Origin of the sequence: Paraburkholderia sp. BL23I1N1 (assembly GCF_003610295.1) — a bacterium.
Classification (GTDB): Bacteria; Pseudomonadota; Gammaproteobacteria; order Burkholderiales; family Burkholderiaceae; genus Paraburkholderia.
Map to the genome: position 1 here is coordinate 2,464,843 of NZ_RAPV01000001.1, position 20,673 is coordinate 2,485,515.

Sequence of the window (20,673 nt, forward strand, 5' to 3'; positions counted from 1 at the left end):
CACGAGCGGTTACACGCCAACCGCCGCAAGCGGACCGTTACATGTCAACCGAGGTATACCGCGCCACGCTCAGGTCAGTTCAATTTCCACTTCCCCGAGACCGTCGATGTGGCCGCGCACAATGCCCGGTTTGTCCACATTGTGCGCACCGACGTACGAACCGGTGGTGAGCGTCCATTCGGGCTCGATGGTGATGCCCATGGCGGCGCAATGGTTGACGAACCACACCAGCAGTTCGCGTGGATCGCCGGCCGGATTACCGGTGGCGTCCGGCACTAGCGAGTCGCCATCGAAGCTCAGTTCCAGTTCGGGCGAGACGAAATCGAAGCCGCGGGCGAGGCCCGCATAGGCAACCGGATGACCGGTGATCAACGCGCCGTTGTTCTGTGCGTCGGCCAGTTGCGCGAGCGGTGCGACATTGGGCCACTCGGCAAAGCGGCTATCGACGATCTCGATGGTCGGCAGCACGACGCCGACCTTCGAGAGCACCTCGTCGCGCGCATAAGCCCGGCCGCGCGGCTCGATTGCCTCGGCGAAACGAAAGGCAATCTCCAACTCCACCAGCACCCGGAAGAAGCCGGCATGGGCCACCCGGGCGGGCGACGGCAACACCAGCGAAGCCGGAATCGGCGCGCCCGCGGCGGCGCCGCCCGGCGCTCTGGCGCCGATCTTCCACGCCCCTGTCGCGTCGCCGAGACCTGCGATGACTGCCTGCTGGATCGCGTACGCGGTTGCCGCGTCGGGCGGCAGGCTATCGGGTGGGGGCGCATCGATCGGGCGATGCTGCCGGCGCGCTTCGACGAGGCGGTGCGCGAGGTCGTATTGCGTCATGTCGGTCCTTTGTGGCTGGCGCGTTGAGCGGTGGGCTGGCGCGTTGAACGGTGGTCTGCCGCGCTGGGTTGCGGCAGTTGGAAAAGCGGGCTCACGGTCCGCGCACGGACTGCCTGCGGCGGCGAGGTTGCCGATGCAAGCCATAGTCGCGCCCGTCAATGTACCGGATCACGACGCTCGCCAGGGTGCCGACAACGCTCGCAAACGTTACTTAGTCCGCAGACCATGAAAAAAGACCGCGGTTGCATGCGCAATCGCGGTCTTTATCGTCATGCGGCCAATCCGCATCAGCGTGGTTTCGTCTAATGCTTCATCGGGAACGAATGTTGCAACACGCTAGCCGATCAGAAGGTTTCCCAATCATGATCGCTGCCGGCGCTCGCCACTGCCTTGGCCGGCGCCCTGGTCGGCGCGGCGGCTGCCGGTGCTGCGGCCGGTGCGGCTGCTGCCTTGGCGGCTGTGGCCGGGTGCGACACCGGGTGTGACACTTTACGGGCCGCCGTCGAGCGAACCGGCGCGGCCGCGCGCTTCGGCGCCGCGTTCACCGGCGCCTTGTATCCGCCTTCTTCGAGCTGGAACACGGCAACCGCGGCACGCAGCTTGCCAGCCTGATCTTCGAGCGAAGACGCCGCAGCCGCGGCTTCTTCAACCAGCGCGGCGTTCTGCTGCGTCACCTCGTCCATCTGGGTCACCGCGCGCGCCACCTGGTCGATGCCGCTGCTTTGCTCTTCCGAGGCCGCCGCGATCTCGCCCATGATGTCGGTCACGCGCTGCACCGCACCGATAATCTCGGTCATGGTGCGGCCCGCTTCGTCGACCAGCGCCGAGCCGGACTGCACGCGCTCCACCGAGGTGTCGATCAGCTCCTTGATTTCCTTGGCCGCCGCCGACGAACGCTGCGCGAGGCTGCGCACTTCGCCTGCCACCACCGCGAATCCGCGCCCTTCTTCGCCGGCCCGCGCCGCTTCCACGGCCGCATTCAGGGCCAGGATGTTGGTCTGGAACGCAATTCCTTCAATGATCGAAATGATGTCGGCAATCTTCGCCGAGCTCTGATTGATGTCGCCCATCGTGCCGACCACCTGGCCGACCACCGCACTGCCCTTGTTGGCAATCTCGGACGCATTGGCCGCCAGCGAGCTCGCCTGGCGAGCGTTGTCGGCGTTCTGCTTGACCGTGCCGGTCAGCTCTTCCATGCTCGACGCGGTTTCCTGCAGCGCCGAGGCCTGTTCTTCCGTACGCGAGGACAGATCGATATTGCCGGCCGCGATCTGGCGCGTGGCCGTCGCGATCGACTCACTGCCGCTGCGCACCGTACGCACCGTTTCGGTGAGACTGCGCTGCATTTTGGCGATGCCTTCAAGCAACTGCCCCATTTCGTCGCGCGAGGTGACTACGACCGGGCGGCGCAGATCGCCTGCGGAAATCGCGTCGAAATGACCAAGGGCTGCGTCGAGCGGGCGGCCGATCGCGCGGCTGAGCGTCAGGTAGGACAGCACAGCGGCGAGCACGCCGACCAGCAGGGCGACGGCGCTCACCGTGCGGAACACTTCGAAGCCGCTTTGCGCGGAGTCGTAACCTTGCCTGGCGGAGACGAACTGGAACTTGCGCAGCGCGTCGTCCGAGCTGGCGAGCTCGTTGTAGGTCGCCTGCAGGCGCTTGGCGCCTTCGACGACCTTGCTCTGGTCGTTCGCTGTGATGAGCGCCGCAAACGCGTCCAGTTGCTGATGCAGCGCGTCGCGTTTGGCGACGACGTCCTGCGCGAGACGGTCTTCCTCAGCGTCGCGCGGCAGGTCCATATACTTTTTCCACCACGTGTCGGACGTCGCACGCATGCCATGCGCACGCTCGACCGCGGTCGCCGCGTCCGGCGTGCCGATCATGAACGCCGCCCGGTCGAGCGCCAGCCGTTCGCGCGCCGCATACAGCTCGGCGTTGCCGATATCGACAGCGCTCGGCATTGCGTTAGTGAAAGTGTCCTGGTAAGCGTCGTTCGAACGGCTCATGCCGAACAGACCGAAAACGCCGATGGCCACCAGCAACGCGGCAAGAAAAGCCATCGTTAGGCCAATCCGGGCCTTGATCGTGATGCCTTTGTTCAACATGCTTGTTCCTGTACCTGGCAAAAGAGAGGCTGCGTGCGCAGCGCGGAATCGCGTGTGGCGTCTGCCTGCATGGCGCTCATTTGAAATGGCGCTCTAATACCCAGGTTTACGGCATTCCCTTTGCATACTTGAAGGCTTTATATGGTATGAAGAAAGCCGTTGTAAGCAATTGGAAGAAATTACAAACAAATAACAGATTTGAGCCGTGTGGTAGTTCGGCAGCGTTTCCGCCAGTCACGGAAGTGTTTTCAGACGGCACGGAAGACCGGAATCGTGCGGGTGGAGGTGCGAGGCGGGAGTGAACGGAGCGCCCGGCTTGCGGGACGCAATGGCGCGTTTAGGAATGGGCGCAAAGCGCTTACGCCCTGCCGCGTGGCCGACTTTCTCGCACGATCAGCAGAGCGCAAAAACAGCACGAAAGACCGGGTGCGAAGCCTTTCGGCTCGCGCCCGGCAATACGACAGTACCGCTATCAGGCCGCCAGATCGCGGCGGCCCACACCGGCCCATGTCGCGGTCGATTCGCGCACGATCAGGCGCGGCGACACCACACGCCGGCGACCCGGCGCGCGCGGAGGACTGCCCGTCGAGGTCCCGGCAATGCGTTCGATCAGCGTCTGCGCGGCCATATCGCCGAGCGCGCGGACCGACTGCCCCACGGTCGAGAGCGCCGGATAGGTGAATCGTCCCAGTTCGATATCGTCGAAACCGATGATCGAGCAATCGCGCGGCACGCTGATATTGCGCTCCGCCGCAGCGCGCAGCGCGCCGATGCCCATCATGTCGTTGCCAGCAAAAATCGCCGACGGGTTCACGGTATCGAACAGCTGTCCCGCCGCGCGATGGCCGCCCGTTCCCGAAAAATCGCTTTCGACAATCGCTCCGGCCGGAATCTCGATGCCGCGCTCCGTCATGGCGCGGATGAATCCATGCACCCGCATGGCGCTCACCGCCGTCTTGACCGGCCCGGTGATGCAGCCGATCCGCACGTGTCCCAGTTCGAGCAGATGGCGTGTTGCAAGATAGCCGCCCTTCTCGTGGTCGATCTGCACCAGATCCGCGTTCAGGCCTTCGATATTGCGGTCCACGACGACCAGCGGCTCGTGGGAGTCGGCGAGCGTCTGCGCCAGCACCGCATCGTCGCCCGCCGAGGCGACGATCAGTCCGTCGATCCGCTTTTCCTGCAGCACGCGCAGATAGTTACGCTGCTTGGCCGGATCGTCGTCGGAATTGCAGAAGAACAGGCAGTAGCCGTTGCGCGAGCAACCATCCTCGATACCGCGCGCCATCTCGGCGAAATACGGGTTCGTGCTGTTCGGCACCACCAGACCGATCGTCGCCGTCGCCCGCGCCTTGAGCGAGCGCGCCACCGCCGACGGCACATAGTGAAGCTGACGGATCGCGTGCTCGACCTTCGCGCGCACGTCGGCCGACACCGGCCGTGAGTTGTTCACCACGTGCGATACCGTCGTGAACGACACGCCTGCCACGGCCGCTACATCCTTGATCGTCGCCATAACCTGTTGCTCTCCTGCCTGTTGTTCCCGCCGGCCCCGCCACCTGGCGACCCACCGGACATCTTCATCGAAGACAGACCAAACCCATGAATACTGACGCTTTACCGCTATTACCGCACTCGCCACACTTTCCACTGTTGCCACACTTGCCGCTTCGACTGCTCCCGGTCCGCCAGCGTGCCGGCCACCGGCGCCACCCTCATGGGCGCTTGCGGCGGCTGCGATAGGTATCCAGCACCACCGCCACCACGATCACCGCGCCGGTGATCATCCGCTTGGTCGGCTCGTTCGCGCCGATCTGCGCGAGGCCCGCCGCCAGCACCGAAATGATCAACACGCCAAAAAAGTGCTGATCACCGAGCCGCGACCGCCCATCAGGCTCGTGCCGCCGATCACCACCGCCGCGATCACCTGCAGCTCCACGCCGACGCCGGCGTTCGGGTCGGCCGCTTCCAGACGCGAAATCTGGAACAACGCCGCCAGCCCGGCCAGCGCGCCCATCAACGCAAACACAATGATCTTGTAAGGCCGCGGATCGACGCCCGCGAGCCGCACCGCTTCCTCGTTGGTGCCGATGCCAACCAGATAGCGGCCGAACACCGTGCGCGTGAGCACCAGTTGCGCAATCACCATCACCGCCACCGCGATCAGGAACGCGGGCGAGATGCCCAGCGCGATCGGATTCGACAGAAAATCGAACGCGTCGCCAATATAGGCGGTGCGCGAATTCGTCATCTGATACGCCATGCCGCGCGCCGCTTCGAGTACACCGAGCGACACGATGAACGAGGGGATCCGCCAGCCCACGGTCACCGCGCCGGTAAGGGTGCCGGTCAGCGCCGCGGCGGCAACCCCGAGCAGTGCCGACGGCAACGGCCCCCAGCCCCACTTCAGCGCCGCCACGCTCACCACCGAGGCGCCCAGCGCCAGCACGGACCCGACCGACAGATCGATCCCGGCGATGATCAGCACGAAGGTCATGCCCACCGACATCACCACCAGATCGGGGATCTGATTGGCGATCGTGCTGAATGTGTCGTACGTCACAAAGTGCGAACTCAGCAACGAGAACAGCACGATCATCGCCAGCAATGCACCGGCGAGGCCCAGGTAGTTCGAAAAGCCGAGCCGCGTGCCGGCCGGCTTGCCGCTTGCAACCGGCGCCAACGGCGCGGACGGGTCGGCCGGCGGCGTGCCACTCGATCCTTCACGCACCGATTGATCGGTCATGACAGGCTCCCTGCTTCATGGGTGCCGGTGGCATGCAGCAGCGTTTCGGTTCCGGTGCGGCTCGCCGGCGCGTAGGCCGTCCCGCCGAGGCGCATCGTGCCGGTAGTCGGCCCGACAAGCCCCCCGATAATTTTGGACAGCGTACTCTTGCCAGCACCGTTCTCGCCCGTTAGCGCCAATACCTCACCGGCGCGCAGCGACTGCGACACGTCGGCGAGCACCGGTTCGGCATAGGTCTTACCGATGCCGCTTACAGACAGCACGGCAGACAAGGCATCGTGGTCGGTTGAATCCATCGCAATCCTGGTTCCGGGGCCCCGCTGCGGCTTCATGCGAATCACTCGCATGAGACCGCCGACGAGAGCCACGTGTCATGCCGGCCCAACGCGCGGAATGCGCAGGCGCTGTCGACCACGCACCCTCCCGCCGCGCAGCCACCGTCATGACGCTTACCTCTGGATTTAACGGCGGCGCAGCAGGTTTCTTGAGCGTTTATTGAATTGGCGCGGATTCGCAAGCTTTTTCATGCATCCAGCATGCAGCGACATGAGCGCGAACCCGCGTGCATGGGCTTGTTACGGTGCCTCCTGCCGTGCGTATTGCAGTGCGTTGCGATACCGACGGCCTGGCGCTTACTTCGTCACCAGGTCGCACGGCGTTTCCACCACGCCGGACAACTGCGATTGTTTCTTGTGCTCACTGATCGCCTTCAGCGCGGTGTCGATGCCGAAGACAGCCTGCTTGGCGGCGTACTGGTCGGCGGTGGCGAGAACGCGGCCGTCCTTGAGCATCGGCTTGATCGCGTTGATGTTGTCGTAGCCGACCACCAGCACCTTGCCCCGCTTACCTGCCGCGCGTACCGCCGAGACCGCGCCGATCGCCATATTGTCGTTGCCGGCGAGAAGCGCCTTCAGGTTCGGATACTCATTGAGCATGGCCGAAGCCACCGCGTTGCCCTTGTCGATTTCCCATTCGCCCGATTGCACCGACACGACCTTGGCGCCGACGGTCTGCATGGCGTCCTTGAAGCCCGCGGTGCGTTGTTGCGCGTTGGTGGTGGTCGACACGCCTTCGATAATGCCGACCTCATCGCCCGCCTTCAGCTTTTTGGCCAGATAATCGCCGACCTTCTGCGCGCCCTTGCGGTTATCCGGGCCGACGAACGGCACGTTCAGGTCTTTCGACTTGAGCACGTCCGGGTCGAGCCGGTTGTCGATATTCACGACGATGATGCCCGCGTCGATGGCCTTCTTGACGACCGGTACCAGCGCCTTCGAGTCAGCCGGGGCCAGCACGATCGCATCGACCTTCGAGACGATCATCTGTTCGACGATCCGGATCTGGCTCGCGGTATCGGTCTCGTCCTTGATGCCGTTGGTGATCAGGTCGAACTGCGAGGCATTGTGCTTCTGGTAGTCCTTCGCACCGGTTTCCATGGTCAGGAAGAACTCGTTCGCGAGCGACTTCATCACCAGCGCAACCTTCGGCTTATGAGCGGGCGCCGCTTGTGCGTAAGCGGAGGAAAACGGCAAAGCAGCGGTGACGGTGACGAGAACGGCGGCCGCCAGCAAGCGGCGGCGAATGCGATGGCTCATGCATCTCTCCAGGATTTATCGGGCTCGCAAGCAGGCAAGCCGTATTTTTTGTTCTTCGCGAACCGATTTTCGCAAACGTTTGCGAGGCCTATTCTCAGCGCGCCCGGTTCGGACTGTCAACGACTCACGGTGTTGCGGTGCACCGGTACGCGCAAAGTGTGTCGATGCTGGACTTTTATTGCGTACGGTGCACGCGGGAACAGCGCTGCGCGATGGGCTACCGGTGTCTCAAAGCCAGCCGGACTTACGGAAGCGCCAGAACAGGACCAGATCGACGGCCAGCATCACGGCGATACAGACCGGGTAACCATACTTGTAATGCAACTCGGGAATGCTCTGGAAGTTCATCCCGTAGATGCCGGCGATCATGGTCGGCACCGCGAACAATGCGGCGAACGAGCCGAGCCGCTTGGTCACTTCGTTTTCGGCCAGCGAGATCATCCCCAGATTGACCTGCACCGCGGTCACCACCATTTCGCGCCGGCCGTCGATGATTCTGACGATCCGCTCGAGATGGTCGTAGACGTCGCGGAAATAGGCTTGCATGCCTTCGCAGATGCTCGGAATGCGGCCGCCCGTCAATTTGCCGATCGCTTCCTGCAGCGGAGCAATGTGGTGCTGCAAGATCACGAGACGACGTTTCAACGAGTACAGATCCTCGATGATCACCCGCGATGCCGCCGAATTGTTGCGCTCGAAGATGCGGTCTTCGAGTGCTTCGATCTCGGCGTTCATCGCCTCGACGATCGGGAAATAGCGATCGACAATGTCGTCGGCCAGCGCGTACAGCACGAACGCCGAGCCTTCCTTGAGCACTTGCGGCTCGCGCTCGCAACGGGCGCGAACGTTCTGGAAGCCGGCGCGCGTGCCGCGGCGCACCGACAGCACGTAGTTGTGCCCCACGAACACGTCGACCTCGCCGATCAGCAGTTCGCCGTCTTCGTCCATTTCCACGGTATGCATGACGGCGAAGAGCGACTCGCCGTACTCCTCGATTTTCGGACGCTGATGGCCATTTTGCGCATCTTCGATCGCGAGTTCGTGCAGGCCGAACTCGTGTTGCATCACGGCCAGTTCGTCCGGCTCCGGGTCTTTCAGCGCGACCCAGACGAAGCATTCGGGCCGCGCCACGTAGTCGCTGATGCTGTCGATATCGATGTCAGCCAGCTTCCGGCCGTCCTGGTAGGCGGCACAATTGATCAGCATGTTGAATTTCCTTGAAAACGGAACAGACCGGCCGGCTTCGCGTCGTGGGCAGCCCCGGCGGCCGATCTGCATGGTCGAATACGCGACAGCCGCCATGTTAAGGGCAGTGCGTGAACGTAATGTATCCATTTGTTAAAGCTTGGGTGCGGCGGTGGTGGCGGGCGCGGTTCGTCACCGCCTGTCGCGGTCCTGCGCTATTGGGCAACCCTGCGCAATGCGATGCGGTGCGCTTCGTCGAAGGTGACCGACGCGCGGTTCGTATAGCGCGTGTCGGCCGTGACCGTAAAGCGCATCTCCACGACCGGATCGAATTGCGTGGAGACACCGATACGATGCACGGCCGGACTCAGATAGAAGACCACATGTTCGCCGTTCATCAGATCGGTGACCTGCTCGCCGTCGATATACACCAATGCATCGCGGAACCGGACCATAACGTCGTGAGAGCGTTCGCGCCGCACGTCCACGGCAACCAGTCCGGTGCCGGGCTCGGTATAACCGGGCTGGACAATGCGCGCTTGCGGCACCGCCTTGAACGGAACGGGTTCGGCAGGGGTCGAGGCGCAACCGGCGAGCGACGCGATGGTGAGCGAGCCGATAACCCACGCAAGCAGCGCGGCTATGCAGTAAAAGTGCTGGCGCATCGGCATGCTGGGTCTCCCGTGTGGTTGCTGGTGTTGCTCTTGTTGCCATTGTTATAGGCGTATTGCGCCTTCCTGGCCGGACGGCCAGTTATCTATGCGCCCCCGCGCCCTCTTGCACAGGAAAGCGTTCTTCTTCATGATCGCTGCAAAGTGCCGCGCTGTGGGCGCCGTGTGCTGCGGATTTACCCTCAGACCCGCCGCGCGCTACTTTGGTTTGCCGGCAAGTTTGCTTCTCTGTACCGGCCATGCGCAACGCTTCATCGCCTGCCTCGCCGGACATACGACCAAGGAGACTGCAATGTGGTATTTCACCTGGATTCTCGGCATCGGCGTGGCATTGGGCTTCGGCATCATCAATGTGATGTGGCTGGAGGCCGGCGGCAAATTCGCCCGCGACCCGCAGGCCGCGGGCACCCCACCCGCCACACCCGAGGACACGTCTTCGTGACCCACCTGGTGTTCTTTTGTGGCCACGCCGGTACCGGCAAGACCACCCTGGCGAAGAAGCTGATCGGCCCGCTCATGCAGGCGAGCGCCTCGCCCTTCTGCCTGCTCGACAAAGATACGCTGTTCGGCGGCTACAGCGCGGCCGCCATGGGCATGCTGACCGGCGATCCGAACGACCGCGACAGCCCGCTTTTCCTGCAGCACCTGCGCGACCCCGAGTATCGCGGCCTGCTCGACACCGCCCGCGACAATCTCGAACTCGGCATCAGTGCGCTGGTGGTCGGACCGCTGTCGCGCGAGGTGCGCGATCGGCGCCTGTTCGATCGCGCGTGGCTGGGCATCGGCGCGGACGTGACGCTGCGGGTGGTGTGGATCCACACGTCGGAAGAGACAGCGCGTCAGCGTATCGTCGACCGTGGTAATCCGAACGATGCCTACAAACTCGCGCATTGGGACGAGTACCGGCAGCGCCGCTTCTTGCCGAGCAGCGAGATTTGCAAAGATCTGGTGATGTTCGACAACACCGCGCCAGGCCGCGCGGACTACGAAGCGTTGCTCGCACAACTCGTAGGCGAGCCGCATGGGTCGTCGACGATGCCGCCGCTGCCTGTGTAGCCGCGGCGTTTCAAACGCTTTCAAACGCAAAACGCCCCGCATGGCGGGGCGTTCATCAAACGGCCTTCTACGAGGCTTTTTTCATTGCACACGGCAGTCATTGCAGCGTGGTCGCACGGCCCTCGGATTTGAGCCTCAACGCGACAGTCGCGGCTTACACCGTTGCCATTGCATCCAACGACTGCCCTTCGTACAACTGGCCAAACCGGTTCGCGAGGAAGTCGCGCAGCGACACCTGCTCCTGGCGCACGAAGCCGCTTTGCGGCAGCTTCTGCTCACGGAACAGATCGAGCACCGCGCACATCGCGCCGGCAGTGGTGATCTGGATCGCGCTCATCGGCACGCCGCACACCGTCTTCGCGAAGATCTTGCGGGTGAACACTTCCTGCACCAGTTGACCGTCACGCATGCCGGACACGGTGATGAACACCAGCACGACGTCTTGCGCGGTCGCGGGCACCGAGCGGCGCATGATGGTCTTGAGCGTATCGCGGTCGCTCGAAAGACGCAGGTCCTCCAGCAGGAACTGCATCAGGTTGCGATGGCCCGGATAGCGCACCGACTTGTAGTCGAGCGATTCGACCCGGCCCGCCAGCGTTTCGCATAGCGTACCCAGGCCGCCGGATGTATTGAAGGCTTCGTATTCGGTACCGTCGAGCGAGAAGTGTTCGAGGCCCTCGAGCGGCTGCACCCACTGCGTACGGCTGTCGCGAATCGCTTCGCACGGCTGGCAGTATTCGTTGATCAGGCCGTCGACGCTCCACGTCAGATTGTACTTCAGCGCGTTGGTCGGGAACTCCGGCAGCGCGCCGACGCGCATCTTGACGTCGCGGATTTCGGTGAAACGGTTCGCCAGTTCATGCGCGGCAATACCGATGAAGCCCGGCGCCAGACCGCACTGCGGCATGAAGGCGTGATCGGCGTCGTCCGCGATTGCACGAATCGCGCTGGTGGCGCGCACGTCTTCGGTCAGGTCGAAATAATGAACGCCAGCGCCCTTGGCGGCCGTGGCCACGCTCACCGCCAGGTAGTACGGCAGCGCGTTGATGAGCGCGTCGAAGCCTTGAATGGCGGCACGCAGCGCGGCGGCGTCGGCGGAATCGACGCGGCGCGTCGGGATGCCCTGGGCGGCGAGCTTATCGAGCGCATGCTGATCGCGGTCGAACGCGACGACGTCGTAGTCGCCGGTTTCGCGCAACATATGGGCGATGGTGTGACCGATCAAACCTGCGCCAACAATGGCTACTTTCATACGCTTCTCCATTTTTTCTGTGTGCTGTCTCCAGCTTGGGAAGTGCGCGGCGCCTAGGCGCCGCGCCCGGCGGGCTGAACCCTTGAGACACAGTTTAGGGAGAAGCAAAAACAGTTCATACGCGCAAAATGCTGCGCTATGACCATGAATTTCGACGTTATGACGATTAAATCAGTCGATATGTCGAAAACATGTTAAAACGGCGTAAAAATTGGGCTGCGGAATCACACCGTGCCGCGGTCGATCTTGCGCGCGAGGATGATCGACGTCGTGGTTCGCTCCACGCCTTCCAGACCGCCGATCTCGTCGAGCAGATCGTTCAGGCGGTCGGGCGAATCGGCGCGCAGCCACGCGACATAGTCGAACTCGCCGCTCACCGCGCATAGCAATTGCACCTCGGGCATCTTGCCGAGACGTTTCTGCACGGCCGGCCCGTACTTCGGCGCGATGATGATGCCGACGTACGCCTGGATGCTCGAGTCGAGCACGTCCTGGCCGAGCCGCACGCTATAGCCGCCGATCACGTTGCTGCGCTCGAGCCGCGCGATGCGGGCAATGACGGTGGTGCGCGCCACATCCAGTTGACGCGCGAGATTGGCGACGCTCTCACGGGCGTTGGCTTGCAGCAGCGCAACCAGGTTGCGGTCGAGGTCGTCGAGTTGGTCGAGGCGCGGAGGTCTCATCGGGAGCAGGAAGTTGGTCAGCAGTGGAGCGGATTATCGCGTGTCTTGGGCATCGGGCGGCAGGCAGAGGAACCCGAAGGATCACACCCCGAACCGTTCGATCACGAAATCGATGAAGCTGGTGAGCTTCGGCGTGGCGCGGCGATCGCGTGGATAGACCAGATGAACGGGTGCGCCTTCGGGCAAATAGTCTTCCAGCACCGAGACCAGTTCGCCGCTGGCGATCTCTCGTGCCAGCAGCGCTTCGGGCTGCAGCACCAGTCCGAAGCCGCGCAATGCGGCCACCTTTAGCGCCTGGCCGTTGTTCGCCCGGAACCGTCCGGCGCGGAGCTGGTTTTCGTCCGCGGTCTCGCCGCCTAGTCGCCACAAACCCTCGCGGCCCCAGTGCAGAAAGCCCAGGCATTCGTGCTGCATGAGATCGGCCGGCGTGCGCGGCGTGCCGGCCCGCTCCAGATAGGCGGGCGACGCGCATGCGCGCATGCGGTAAGGCTTCAACGGTCGCGCGACGAAACTGGAATCCGGCAAATGGCCAATACGCACCGAGGCATCGAAGCCCTCTTCCACCAGGTCGATCACGCGATTCGACAGATCCAGTTCGAGGCTTACATCCGGCCACGCGGTCAGGTAGTCGGTCATCGCCGGGGCGAAGACTTCGACGCCGTATGTCAGCGGCACCGTCACCTTCAGCACGCCGCGCGGTGCGGCCGCCATGGCCTCGGCGAGAGACTCCGCCGCTTTCACATCCGCGAGAATGCGCCTGCACTGCTCGTAATAGTGCCGGCCGATTTCAGTCAGGCTCTGACGGCGCGTGGTGCGCGTCAGCAGCCGCGTCGCGAGCCGGGTTTCGAGCGAACGGATGTGTTTGCCCACCATCGCGGACGAAATGTCAAATCGCTCGGCCGCCGCGGTGAGGCTGCCCGCCTCGACCACCGCGACGAAGATTTCCATGCTGACGAATTTGTCCACCCGCTATTTCCTGTTCGTTTCGGTTGTAAGCGTTTGTCGCACAAGAGCCGCATTGTAGGGATATCGTGATACTAATAGCGGCGACGGCGAAGTGGGCAGCCGGCTACCTTGCGTCGCTATGCTGGCGCACGTTGGGCCGCTCGCCATGCTCGCCTTGTCCTAATTCGAACAGACATCAGGAGTTTCGATGAAAAAAGCACTCGTATTGCTGGCCACCGCAGTCGCCATGAGCGGCGCATTCGCACAAACTTCCGCTCCGGCGTCGGCGCCGATGGCCGCCTCGGCTTCAGCACCCGCCGCAAAAGCTGGCCACGAGCGCAATGTCGAAGACCGTATCACCTACCTGCACACGCAGTTGAAGATCACGCCGGCGCAGGAGTCGCAATGGAACGCTTTCGCCGACGTCATGCGCAACAACGGCCAGACGATGGGCCAGTTGTTCCAGCAGCGCAAGGCTGACACGAACCTGTCGGCGCTCGACGACATGAAGCAGTACGCGACGATCGCGCAAGCGCATGCGGACGGCATGAAGAAACTGGTCGATGCATTCGATCCGCTGTACACCAGCTTCTCGCCGGAACAGAAGAAGCTGGCCGACGTGACGTTCCACCAGGGCGGCCCTGAAGGCGGCCATCGTCACCATGGCAAGGGCGGCAGCAAGAAGGCGCCGGAGAGCGATGCGACTGTGAAGCCGTAAGCACCTGACTGCAGGTTTTTGCTGCACGGTTGATAGCGCGCGGCGCGGGTTTTCGCGCTGCGCGCCCGGTTTTTTTGCCGTCGGGCGGCGGGATATCCGAGGGCCTACGGCGCCGGTTTCAGGCTAATCAGCCGCACCACATGGCGCTTTATGTCTGGGTATGCGCTTCGCATCCGGACACCGCAAGCCGCTCGGATCGGCGAACGTGGGATCAAGCCTGATCTGTTCGCCGCCTTCCCCGCCAAAATCAAAACGAGCCGATCTTCAAATGCATCTGGCATGATTGCGGGTACGTGGCGTCAAGACTCAAAGTTTCGGCGCGGCGGTCAATCTCTCCACACCGACTCGCTTCATGACCGAACTCAAAAATCTCGATCTGAGTAAAGATGCCGACGCCCAACGCGTCGTCAAAAACGAAACCGTGAGCGTTGAATTCGCTGCCGCCGAAGGCGAACTGATGAGCCTGGAAGGCCCGAACCGCTATGCCCGCGGCGACGCGCTGATCACGGGTTCAACGGGCGACCGCTGGGTCGTCTCGCGCGAACGCTTCGATGCAAAATACCTGCCGGAAGACAGCGGTCTCGCTCATGGCGAACCGGGCCCATACCGTAACCGGCCGGCCGTCGTGCTGGCCAAGCAGATGAACGAAGCGTTTTCGCTGGCCCGCTCAGCGAGCGGCGGCGACGTGCTGCACGGCGCCGCCGGCGACTGGATCATGCAGTACGCCCCCGGCGATTACGGCGTGGTGCAGGCCGCACGCTTCGCGAAGGTTTATCGGCTCGCCGATTGAGTCGTAGTTGTGACCCGCAGCAGTGACCCGCAGCCGGTGAATCGTGGCCAGCTGACCGTAACAATCCCAGCCGCACTCAGGGCCGCCTTTTTAGCCAATCGGCCGAGGGTCCTGAGCCAATCGCTTCAAGCGAACTCGTCGCCGAGATCCACCGTCACATCGCGCGGCACCGCCTCGCGGTTCGCGTACTGCTCTTCGAGCGAACCGATGCTCGCTTCGACATACGCCCGCAGCACCGCGAAACTCCGGCCACGCAGCCGTACCGGCAACGCCCGATAACGCGCCAACGCCGTCGGCGCAATCACCACGGTCATCACGATACGGCGTGCAGCCGCACCGAAACGCATGGCAACCCAGTGAATCGCCAACGTCGGCGTACCGTCTTCGCCCGCCCGCTGGATGAACTGTGTCTGCTCGGGAAACAGATCGCTGATGACGCGCGCCAATTCCTCGAACTCGGGATTCGCGCAGTCGTATTGGTAAGCTTCCATGAAGTGTGCCGAAAAGATGAGCCTGATCGATGTACCGAAAGGGTACGCCGAAAGTTAGAGAATCACGGGTGGTCTGTGTAGCAAGCAGATCGTGAGCGACTCATAAGGGGCTCACAACGGACTCACAAGCGGCCCACAACACGCTCACGCGGCAACCGCCGGGCGACGGCACACTTTGAACAGCAAGCCCGCAACAATCACCGCCCCCAGCGCATACACACCGTCCACCGCGGCGAGCGGCACGAGTTGCGCCTGAAACATCGCGGCCGGCACGTCGACCAGCGCATGCAGCGCAATCGCGAGCGGCAGGACGCCACGCCAGCCCGCCCGCACGCCGCGCCACATCAGCACCGACAAGCCGATCTGGAACACCAGCGCCGCCACCCGTTCGAGCGCGAAAATGCCGGCCATCTGCGGCGACAGGCTGGCGAGGATCAGGTGGATGCGCATCAGCGAGCTCGTCGGCAGATTGCTCAGGTAGCTGTCCAGCTCGCCGCGGTTTTCGAAGACGGCAAACACGATCCATTGAAGCTGCACCAGCACACCGACCAGCCAGGCTTCAGCGCCGCCGTGGCCGAGGCCGTAGGCCAGCGCCGAGCCGTCACTCGTGTTCGCAGTGGCCGCGGACTTCGCTGCCGCGCGCTTGAGTACCAGGCGCATCCCGATGAAACGCCCCACTTCCTCGCAAATCCCCGCAGCCAGCGCGCCATACACCACAAAGGCGAGCGGATGGGACAGGAAGGTGGCGGTCGCTTCGTTCCGATGCAGCACGTAGTCGTTCAGCGCGCGCTCGATCACCATGGCGAACAGCGCGAACACGGCGATGCCGGCGATGGCGTCGCGGTGGTTCAGCGCGAACGGCTGGCGCAGACGGCGGTAGATCAGGAACGGTAAGACTGCGACCAGCAGGGTCGCGAGGGCTAGGCTCGTGAGGGTAATCGGTGCAACAACCATGAGTTTCCTTGCGATGACCGGCGCGCACCCGCTGCGCGCCGCAGCCCGAATGATCGCAGATCAGCGCGAAGTCAGCGCAAAGTTGAGGCGCGGACGATCAACTCGCCTGGCAGGAGGCAGTCGCGCGCAACGGTTTGAACCCCTTCGATGCGCTCATGCAGGAACTCGACCGCGCGGTAGCCGATCTCGTAGGTCGGCTGGCGGATGGTGGTGATGCCGGTCAATTCGGCCCATTCGGGATCGTCGATCGACAGCAGCGCGACGCGCGCCTGCCAATCCGCGCCATAGCGCGCTTTCAGATGAAGGGCGAGGCACAGCGCGACCGGTGCGTTGGCCGCGAACAAGGCGATGCGCCGGGCTTTGCCGGTAGCGCTATGAGTGGCACTAGCCAGGGTGTTGCCTGCCGCGTGATCTGTGGCGTTGCGTGCGCTGTGTTCTGTTGCGCTGCTCACGGCCGCGCCAGGAGCGCCGGCCGCATCGATTGCGCGGTCCAGTTCGGCGAGGGCACGCTCCACGGCGGCCGGTTCCGCAAGGTTCAGCACCAGCGTGTGCCCACGCGCACCGCTCTTGCTACCTTTGCCCATTCCGCCAGTTCCGCTCTCGCCGCTCATCACCTCGCGAAACGCCGCCTCGCGCAGTTGCCGCGAACTGACTTGCTCAAGGGGCTGCACGACGAACCAGATGTCGTCGAACCCATTGTCGAGCAGATGCCGCGTGCCGAGTTCAGCCGCCGCCCGGTTGTCCAGCCCGACCATGTCGGCCACAAGCCCTTCCACCGAACGGTCAACCAGCACCGCCGGGATTCCGCCACCGCCCACCGGCCGCAGAGTTTCTTCACGCACGCCGAGCGCGTTGACGATCACGCCTTCCACGCGATACGTGGTCAGCAGTTGCAGATAACGCCGCTCCATTTCGACTTCGTTGGCTGCGTGGCAAATCAGCGGCATCAAGCCGAGCGCGTGGCAAGCAGCCTCCACGCCTTGCAGCACTTCAACGGTGTACGGATTGGTCAGGTCGGCGAGCAGCATGCCGATCAGGCGATTACGGCCACGTTTGAGGCCGCGCGCCATTTGATTCGGCTGATAGTCGAGACGCTCGATGGCCGCCTCGATGCGCGCGCGCAATTCCGGCGACAGCACGCTCATCTCGCCATTCAGATAGCGCGAGATGCTGGTTTTGCCCGTGCCGGCTTCACGCGCGACGTCGGTAATCGTCGCGCGGCGCGCGGCGGCAAGCGGCGGCGTACTCATTTCTTCAACACTTCGCGATTGACGATGTTGATGGCGAGCGTGCCCTCGAGCGCAGCGACGAGGTTTTCCGCCGCATTGCGCGCCATCGCATGGCGGGTCTCGTGCGTCGCCGATCCGATATGCGGCAGCGCGACCACGTTCGCCAGTTTCAGCAGCGGCGAATCGGCCGGCAGCGGTTCGGTCTCGAACACGTCCAGACCCGCGCCGTGAATCGTGCCGTTTTGCAGGGCCTCGATCAGCGCCTGTTCATCGACGGTGGCGCCGCGTGAAGCATTAATCAGTATCGCGCTCTTCTTCATCGACTTGAGTTCGGCCGCGCCGATCATGTGCTTCGTCTCGGGCGTAAGCGGCACCTGCAGACAGACGAAGTCAGCGGTAGTAAGCAGCTCCGCCAATTCGACGCGGCGCGCACCGTAAGCCTGTTCCGCCTCTACGTTCGCGCTGCGATTCGTGTACAGCACCTTCATGTTGAAACCGAGCGCCGCGCGCCGCGCGACCGCGCCGCCGATCCGTCCCAGCCCAACGATGCCGAGCGTTTTGCCCTGCACGTCGACGCCGAAATGCGCGGGGCCGATGCTGTGCTTCCACTGCCCCGCCTGCACCCACTCCGCGAGTTCAACCACCCGCCGCGCCGACGCGAGGATCAGCGAGAACACCGTATCCGCCGTGGACTCGGTCAGCACGTCCGGTGTGTGCGCGAGCACGATGCCGCGGCGCGTGAGGTCGGCGACATCGAACTGGTCGAAGCCCACCGAGATGGTCGACAGCGCCTTCAGCCGGCTCGCGCCTTCGAGCATCGCCGGCGTGATTTTCACGCTCGAACCGATGCCGCCGTCCGCGTCCTTCAACGCGGCGACGAAGGTGTCGTGCTGCGCGGGGTCGACCTGCACGACTTGCCCATGCTGTTGCAGATACGCGAGCACATCTTCGGGCAACGATTTCCAGGCGACGATCTTCTTCATCAGCTTATTTTCCTTGCAACGGTGTAGCGAGCGTAGCGCCCTTGTTTAACGGCTCTGCTTGCGGCTGCGGTTTGACGATCAGCGTCAGGATCACCGCGGCGACCAACGCCACGCTCATGAACGCATACGATGCCACGGGCGAACCGGTCGCGCCATTCAGATAGCCGACCACATACGAGCCGACGAACGACCCGAGCGCCCCCATGCTGTTGATGAGCGCCATCGCGCCGCCCGCGACGTTCTTCGGCAGCAGCTCCGGCACGATCGCGAAGAACGGCCCATACGGCGCATACATCGCGCCGCCGGCGATTACCAGCAATGCGTACGAGATCCAGAAGTGCGTGGAGCCGATCGCGTACGAGGCGGCGAACGCGATCGCGCCGACCAGCAGGAACGGCCACACGAACACTTTGCGGCGGTTGAGTTTATCCGATGCCCACGAAGCCGCAAGCATGGCGATCGTGGCGGCCAGATATGGCAGCGCCGAGAGCCAGCCGGTTTCGACCATGCCGAGCGTCGAACCGTTCTTCAGGATCGACGGCAGCCACAACACGAAACCGTACACGCCGATGCTCCAGCAGAAATACTGCGCGCACAGCTTGATGACCGCGGGCGTGCGAAACGCTTCGCTGTAATTGCGCACCGGCTTGATCGCGGCCTGTTCGGCTCGCAAGGTTTCGGCGAGGTCGTCCTTTTGCTGCTGCGTGAGCCACGAGACCTGTTGCGGCTTGTCCTGCACGATGAACCACCAGCACACCGCCCAGAGGATCGCGGGGGCACCTTCGGCGATGAACATATGACGCCAGCCGAACGAATGCACCAGATAGCCGGAGACCACCGACATCCACAGCACCGTGACCGGATTGCCGAGAATCAGGAAGGTGTTGGCCCGCGAGCGCTCGCTCTTCGTGAACCAGTTGCTGATGAAAATCAGCATTGCCGGCATCACCGCGGCTTCCACCACGCCGAGCACGAAGCGGATCACCATCAGCGAGGGGATATTGCTGACCATGCCGGTCAGCGCCGCGCAACCGCCCCACAGGAACAGGCTCCAGAACACGAGCTTTTTCACGCTGCGGCGTTCCGCGTAAATCGCGCCGGGAATCTGGAAGAAGAAATAGCCGAGAAAGAACAGTGCGCCGATCAACGACGACAGCCCTTTGCTGATGCCGAGATCCTGGTTGATGCCGGCGGCCGATGCGAAACCGTAGTTCGCGCGGTCGAGGTAAGCCAGACTGTACGTGATGAATACGATCGGCATGATCGTCCACCAACGGCGAATCGCGAGCGATGAAGTCATGGAAGTCTCCTTTGTCGACCAGAGTTGGCGCTTTAGCGCTTACTCTGGTCCCATGCAAGATAGTTGCTAACGGCTTCCCGAAGCATTGAGGGCGGTCATGGGGCGCTGTTCGAGCGCTCTTGCTGTTATCGAGTCAACTCATGCCGCGGTCGCGACGCTCGCCACATCGGCACATTCGAGCGCGTCGAGTTCGGCGCGGCTCGGCAGGCCTTCCGAATCGCCGATCACCTGGATCGCCAGCGCGCCGATGCGGTTGCCGCGCGCGACGGCTTGCGGCAGTGTCTTGCCTTCGAGCAGCGCGCTGACCACGCCGACGGCGAAGCCATCGCCCGCGCCGACCGTGTCCACTACCTTCGTGACCGGCTGGCCTGCGATCACGGCGGCATCGTCGGCGGTGCGGAAGTACGCGCCTTCTGCACCGAGCTTGATGATCACGCCGCGCGCGCCCTGATCGAGGTAAAACTTTGCAATGTCATCCGGCTGCTTATAGCCGGTCAGGATCTCGCCTTCGCCGATGCCGGGCAGCGCCCAGTCGGCCAGTGCGGCGAGCGCGTTCAGCCCTTCGACCATCGCGGCGCGCGAGGGCCACAGCGTTGGGCGCAGGTTCGGATCGAACGAAATGGTCTTGCCCGCAGCGCGCATTTCACGTGCCAGATGGAAGGCGAGTTCGCGCGAACTCGCCGAGATGGCCGGCGCCACGCCTGTCAGATGGAGGTGACGTGCGGGCAGCACGTAATCGGCTGCGTAGTCGGCCAACGACAGGTGGCTCGCCGCCGATCCTTTGCGGAAATATTCGATGGCCGGGTCGCTGCCGTCGTCGTTCTTCGACTTCAACTGGAAACCGGTCGGGTAGCGCTCGTCGGTGGCGACGCAGCGCTGGTCGATACCTTCTTTCGTCAGCGTGTCGCGCACGTACTGGCCGAACGAATCCTTGCCGACCCGGCTCATCCAGCCCACCTTGAAACCCAGGCGCGACAGACCGATCGCCACATTCAGATCGGCGCCCGCAATGCGCCTGGTGAACTGCCCGACACCGGCAAGCGCCCCGGTTTCGGCGGCCACGAACATGGCCATCGCTTCGCCGTAGGTGATGACGTCGAGTGCTGCGTTTGTGTTGCTCATGCTTTGCTCCTGCATAT

The 20,673-nt window shown here is 63.5% G+C and carries 19 protein-coding genes and 2 pseudogenes; 4 read left to right on the forward strand and 17 right to left on the reverse strand.

The window, feature by feature from the left end; translation table 11 throughout:
• Window positions 1-69 precede the first annotated feature (69 nt).
• The 8 genes and pseudogenes from B0G76_RS11600 to B0G76_RS11635 all read right to left on the reverse strand — a co-directional run bounded on the left by B0G76_RS11600 (window position 70) and on the right by B0G76_RS11635 (window position 9,133).
• Entirely contained in the window at window positions 70-831 is a 762-nt protein-coding gene (locus tag B0G76_RS11600) for a hydratase (RefSeq protein WP_120292231.1), read from the reverse strand.
• Window positions 832-1,175: 344 nt separating this feature from the next.
• A complete protein-coding gene (locus B0G76_RS11605) occupies window positions 1,176-2,936 on the reverse strand; it encodes a methyl-accepting chemotaxis protein (RefSeq protein ID WP_120292233.1) in 1,761 nt (586 codons plus the stop codon).
• 472 nt (window positions 2,937-3,408) lie between these two features.
• A complete protein-coding gene (locus B0G76_RS11610) occupies window positions 3,409-4,452 on the reverse strand; it encodes a LacI family DNA-binding transcriptional regulator (RefSeq protein WP_120292235.1) in 1,044 nt (347 codons plus the stop codon).
• Between the two features lie 199 nt (window positions 4,453-4,651).
• A pseudogene (locus B0G76_RS11615) lies at window positions 4,652-5,682 on the reverse strand (ABC transporter permease).
• A 38-nt stretch (window positions 5,683-5,720) separates the two neighbouring features.
• Window positions 5,721-5,978: pseudogene (locus tag B0G76_RS11620) on the reverse strand (ATP-binding cassette domain-containing protein); the annotation flags it as partial.
• Between the two features lie 336 nt (window positions 5,979-6,314).
• Entirely contained in the window at window positions 6,315-7,277 is a 963-nt protein-coding gene (locus tag B0G76_RS11625; protein ID WP_120292237.1) for a sugar ABC transporter substrate-binding protein, read from the reverse strand.
• A gap of 228 nt (window positions 7,278-7,505) precedes the next feature.
• Window positions 7,506-8,483 carry a magnesium/cobalt transporter CorA gene (gene corA / locus B0G76_RS11630; RefSeq protein WP_120296322.1) on the reverse strand — a complete coding sequence of 326 codons (978 nt, stop codon included), beginning with the start codon at window positions 8,481-8,483 and terminating at the stop codon, window positions 7,506-7,508.
• 194 nt (window positions 8,484-8,677) lie between these two features.
• On the reverse strand, window positions 8,678-9,133 hold the full coding sequence (locus B0G76_RS11635; protein ID WP_120292239.1) for a hypothetical protein: 456 nt from the start codon (window positions 9,131-9,133) through the stop codon (window positions 8,678-8,680).
• Between the two features lie 292 nt (window positions 9,134-9,425).
• Here B0G76_RS11635 and cydX point away from each other — a divergent pair, with 292 nt between their 5' ends.
• Both cydX and B0G76_RS11645 read left to right on the forward strand, forming a co-directional pair.
• Window positions 9,426-9,575 carry a cytochrome bd-I oxidase subunit CydX gene (cydX, locus tag B0G76_RS11640; RefSeq protein ID WP_120296323.1) on the forward strand — a complete coding sequence of 50 codons (150 nt, stop codon included), beginning with the start codon at window positions 9,426-9,428 and terminating at the stop codon, window positions 9,573-9,575.
• A complete protein-coding gene (locus tag B0G76_RS11645) occupies window positions 9,572-10,189 on the forward strand; it encodes an ATP-binding protein (RefSeq protein WP_120292240.1) in 618 nt (205 codons plus the stop codon). The genes cydX and B0G76_RS11645 overlap by 4 nt, the downstream gene beginning before the upstream one ends.
• Before the next feature lie 154 nt (window positions 10,190-10,343).
• Here B0G76_RS11645 and B0G76_RS11650 read toward each other — a convergent pair whose 3' ends face one another.
• The 3 genes from B0G76_RS11650 to B0G76_RS11660 form a co-directional block, all read right to left on the reverse strand.
• Window positions 10,344-11,441: a saccharopine dehydrogenase family protein gene (locus tag B0G76_RS11650; protein ID WP_115779996.1), complete on the reverse strand. Its 1,098-nt coding sequence runs from the start codon at window positions 11,439-11,441 to the stop codon at window positions 10,344-10,346.
• 224 nt (window positions 11,442-11,665) lie between these two features.
• Window positions 11,666-12,124 carry an Lrp/AsnC family transcriptional regulator gene (locus tag B0G76_RS11655; protein WP_120292242.1) on the reverse strand — a complete coding sequence of 153 codons (459 nt, stop codon included), beginning with the start codon at window positions 12,122-12,124 and terminating at the stop codon, window positions 11,666-11,668.
• 81 nt (window positions 12,125-12,205) lie between these two features.
• Window positions 12,206-13,090 carry a LysR family transcriptional regulator gene (locus tag B0G76_RS11660; RefSeq protein WP_120292244.1) on the reverse strand — a complete coding sequence of 295 codons (885 nt, stop codon included), beginning with the start codon at window positions 13,088-13,090 and terminating at the stop codon, window positions 12,206-12,208.
• A 187-nt stretch (window positions 13,091-13,277) separates the two neighbouring features.
• Here B0G76_RS11660 and B0G76_RS11665 point away from each other — a divergent pair, with 187 nt between their 5' ends.
• Entirely contained in the window at window positions 13,278-13,787 is a 510-nt protein-coding gene (locus B0G76_RS11665; RefSeq protein WP_120292246.1) for a Spy/CpxP family protein refolding chaperone, read from the forward strand.
• 352 nt (window positions 13,788-14,139) lie between these two features.
• A complete protein-coding gene (locus tag B0G76_RS11670; protein ID WP_120292248.1) occupies window positions 14,140-14,577 on the forward strand; it encodes a PGDYG domain-containing protein in 438 nt (145 codons plus the stop codon).
• A 125-nt stretch (window positions 14,578-14,702) separates the two neighbouring features.
• Here B0G76_RS11670 and B0G76_RS11675 read toward each other — a convergent pair whose 3' ends face one another.
• The 6 genes from B0G76_RS11675 to B0G76_RS11700 form a co-directional block, all read right to left on the reverse strand.
• A complete protein-coding gene (locus B0G76_RS11675) occupies window positions 14,703-15,068 on the reverse strand; it encodes a DUF3022 domain-containing protein (protein WP_120292250.1) in 366 nt (121 codons plus the stop codon).
• A 144-nt stretch (window positions 15,069-15,212) separates the two neighbouring features.
• Complete coding sequence (locus B0G76_RS11680; protein ID WP_120292252.1) at window positions 15,213-16,022, reverse strand: YhfC family intramembrane metalloprotease; 810 nt, start codon at window positions 16,020-16,022, stop codon at window positions 15,213-15,215.
• Between the two features lie 71 nt (window positions 16,023-16,093).
• On the reverse strand, window positions 16,094-17,272 hold the full coding sequence (locus B0G76_RS11685) for a LacI family DNA-binding transcriptional regulator (protein WP_120292254.1): 1,179 nt from the start codon (window positions 17,270-17,272) through the stop codon (window positions 16,094-16,096).
• Window positions 17,269-18,234 carry a D-glycerate dehydrogenase gene (locus tag B0G76_RS11690; RefSeq protein WP_120292256.1) on the reverse strand — a complete coding sequence of 322 codons (966 nt, stop codon included), beginning with the start codon at window positions 18,232-18,234 and terminating at the stop codon, window positions 17,269-17,271. Before B0G76_RS11690 ends, B0G76_RS11685 begins: the two co-directional genes overlap by 4 nt.
• 4 nt (window positions 18,235-18,238) lie before the next feature.
• Complete coding sequence (locus B0G76_RS11695; RefSeq protein WP_120292258.1) at window positions 18,239-19,534, reverse strand: MFS transporter; 1,296 nt, start codon at window positions 19,532-19,534, stop codon at window positions 18,239-18,241.
• Between the two features lie 138 nt (window positions 19,535-19,672).
• Entirely contained in the window at window positions 19,673-20,656 is a 984-nt protein-coding gene (locus tag B0G76_RS11700) for a sugar kinase (RefSeq protein ID WP_120296324.1), read from the reverse strand.
• Between the last annotated feature and the right edge of the window lie 17 nt (window positions 20,657-20,673).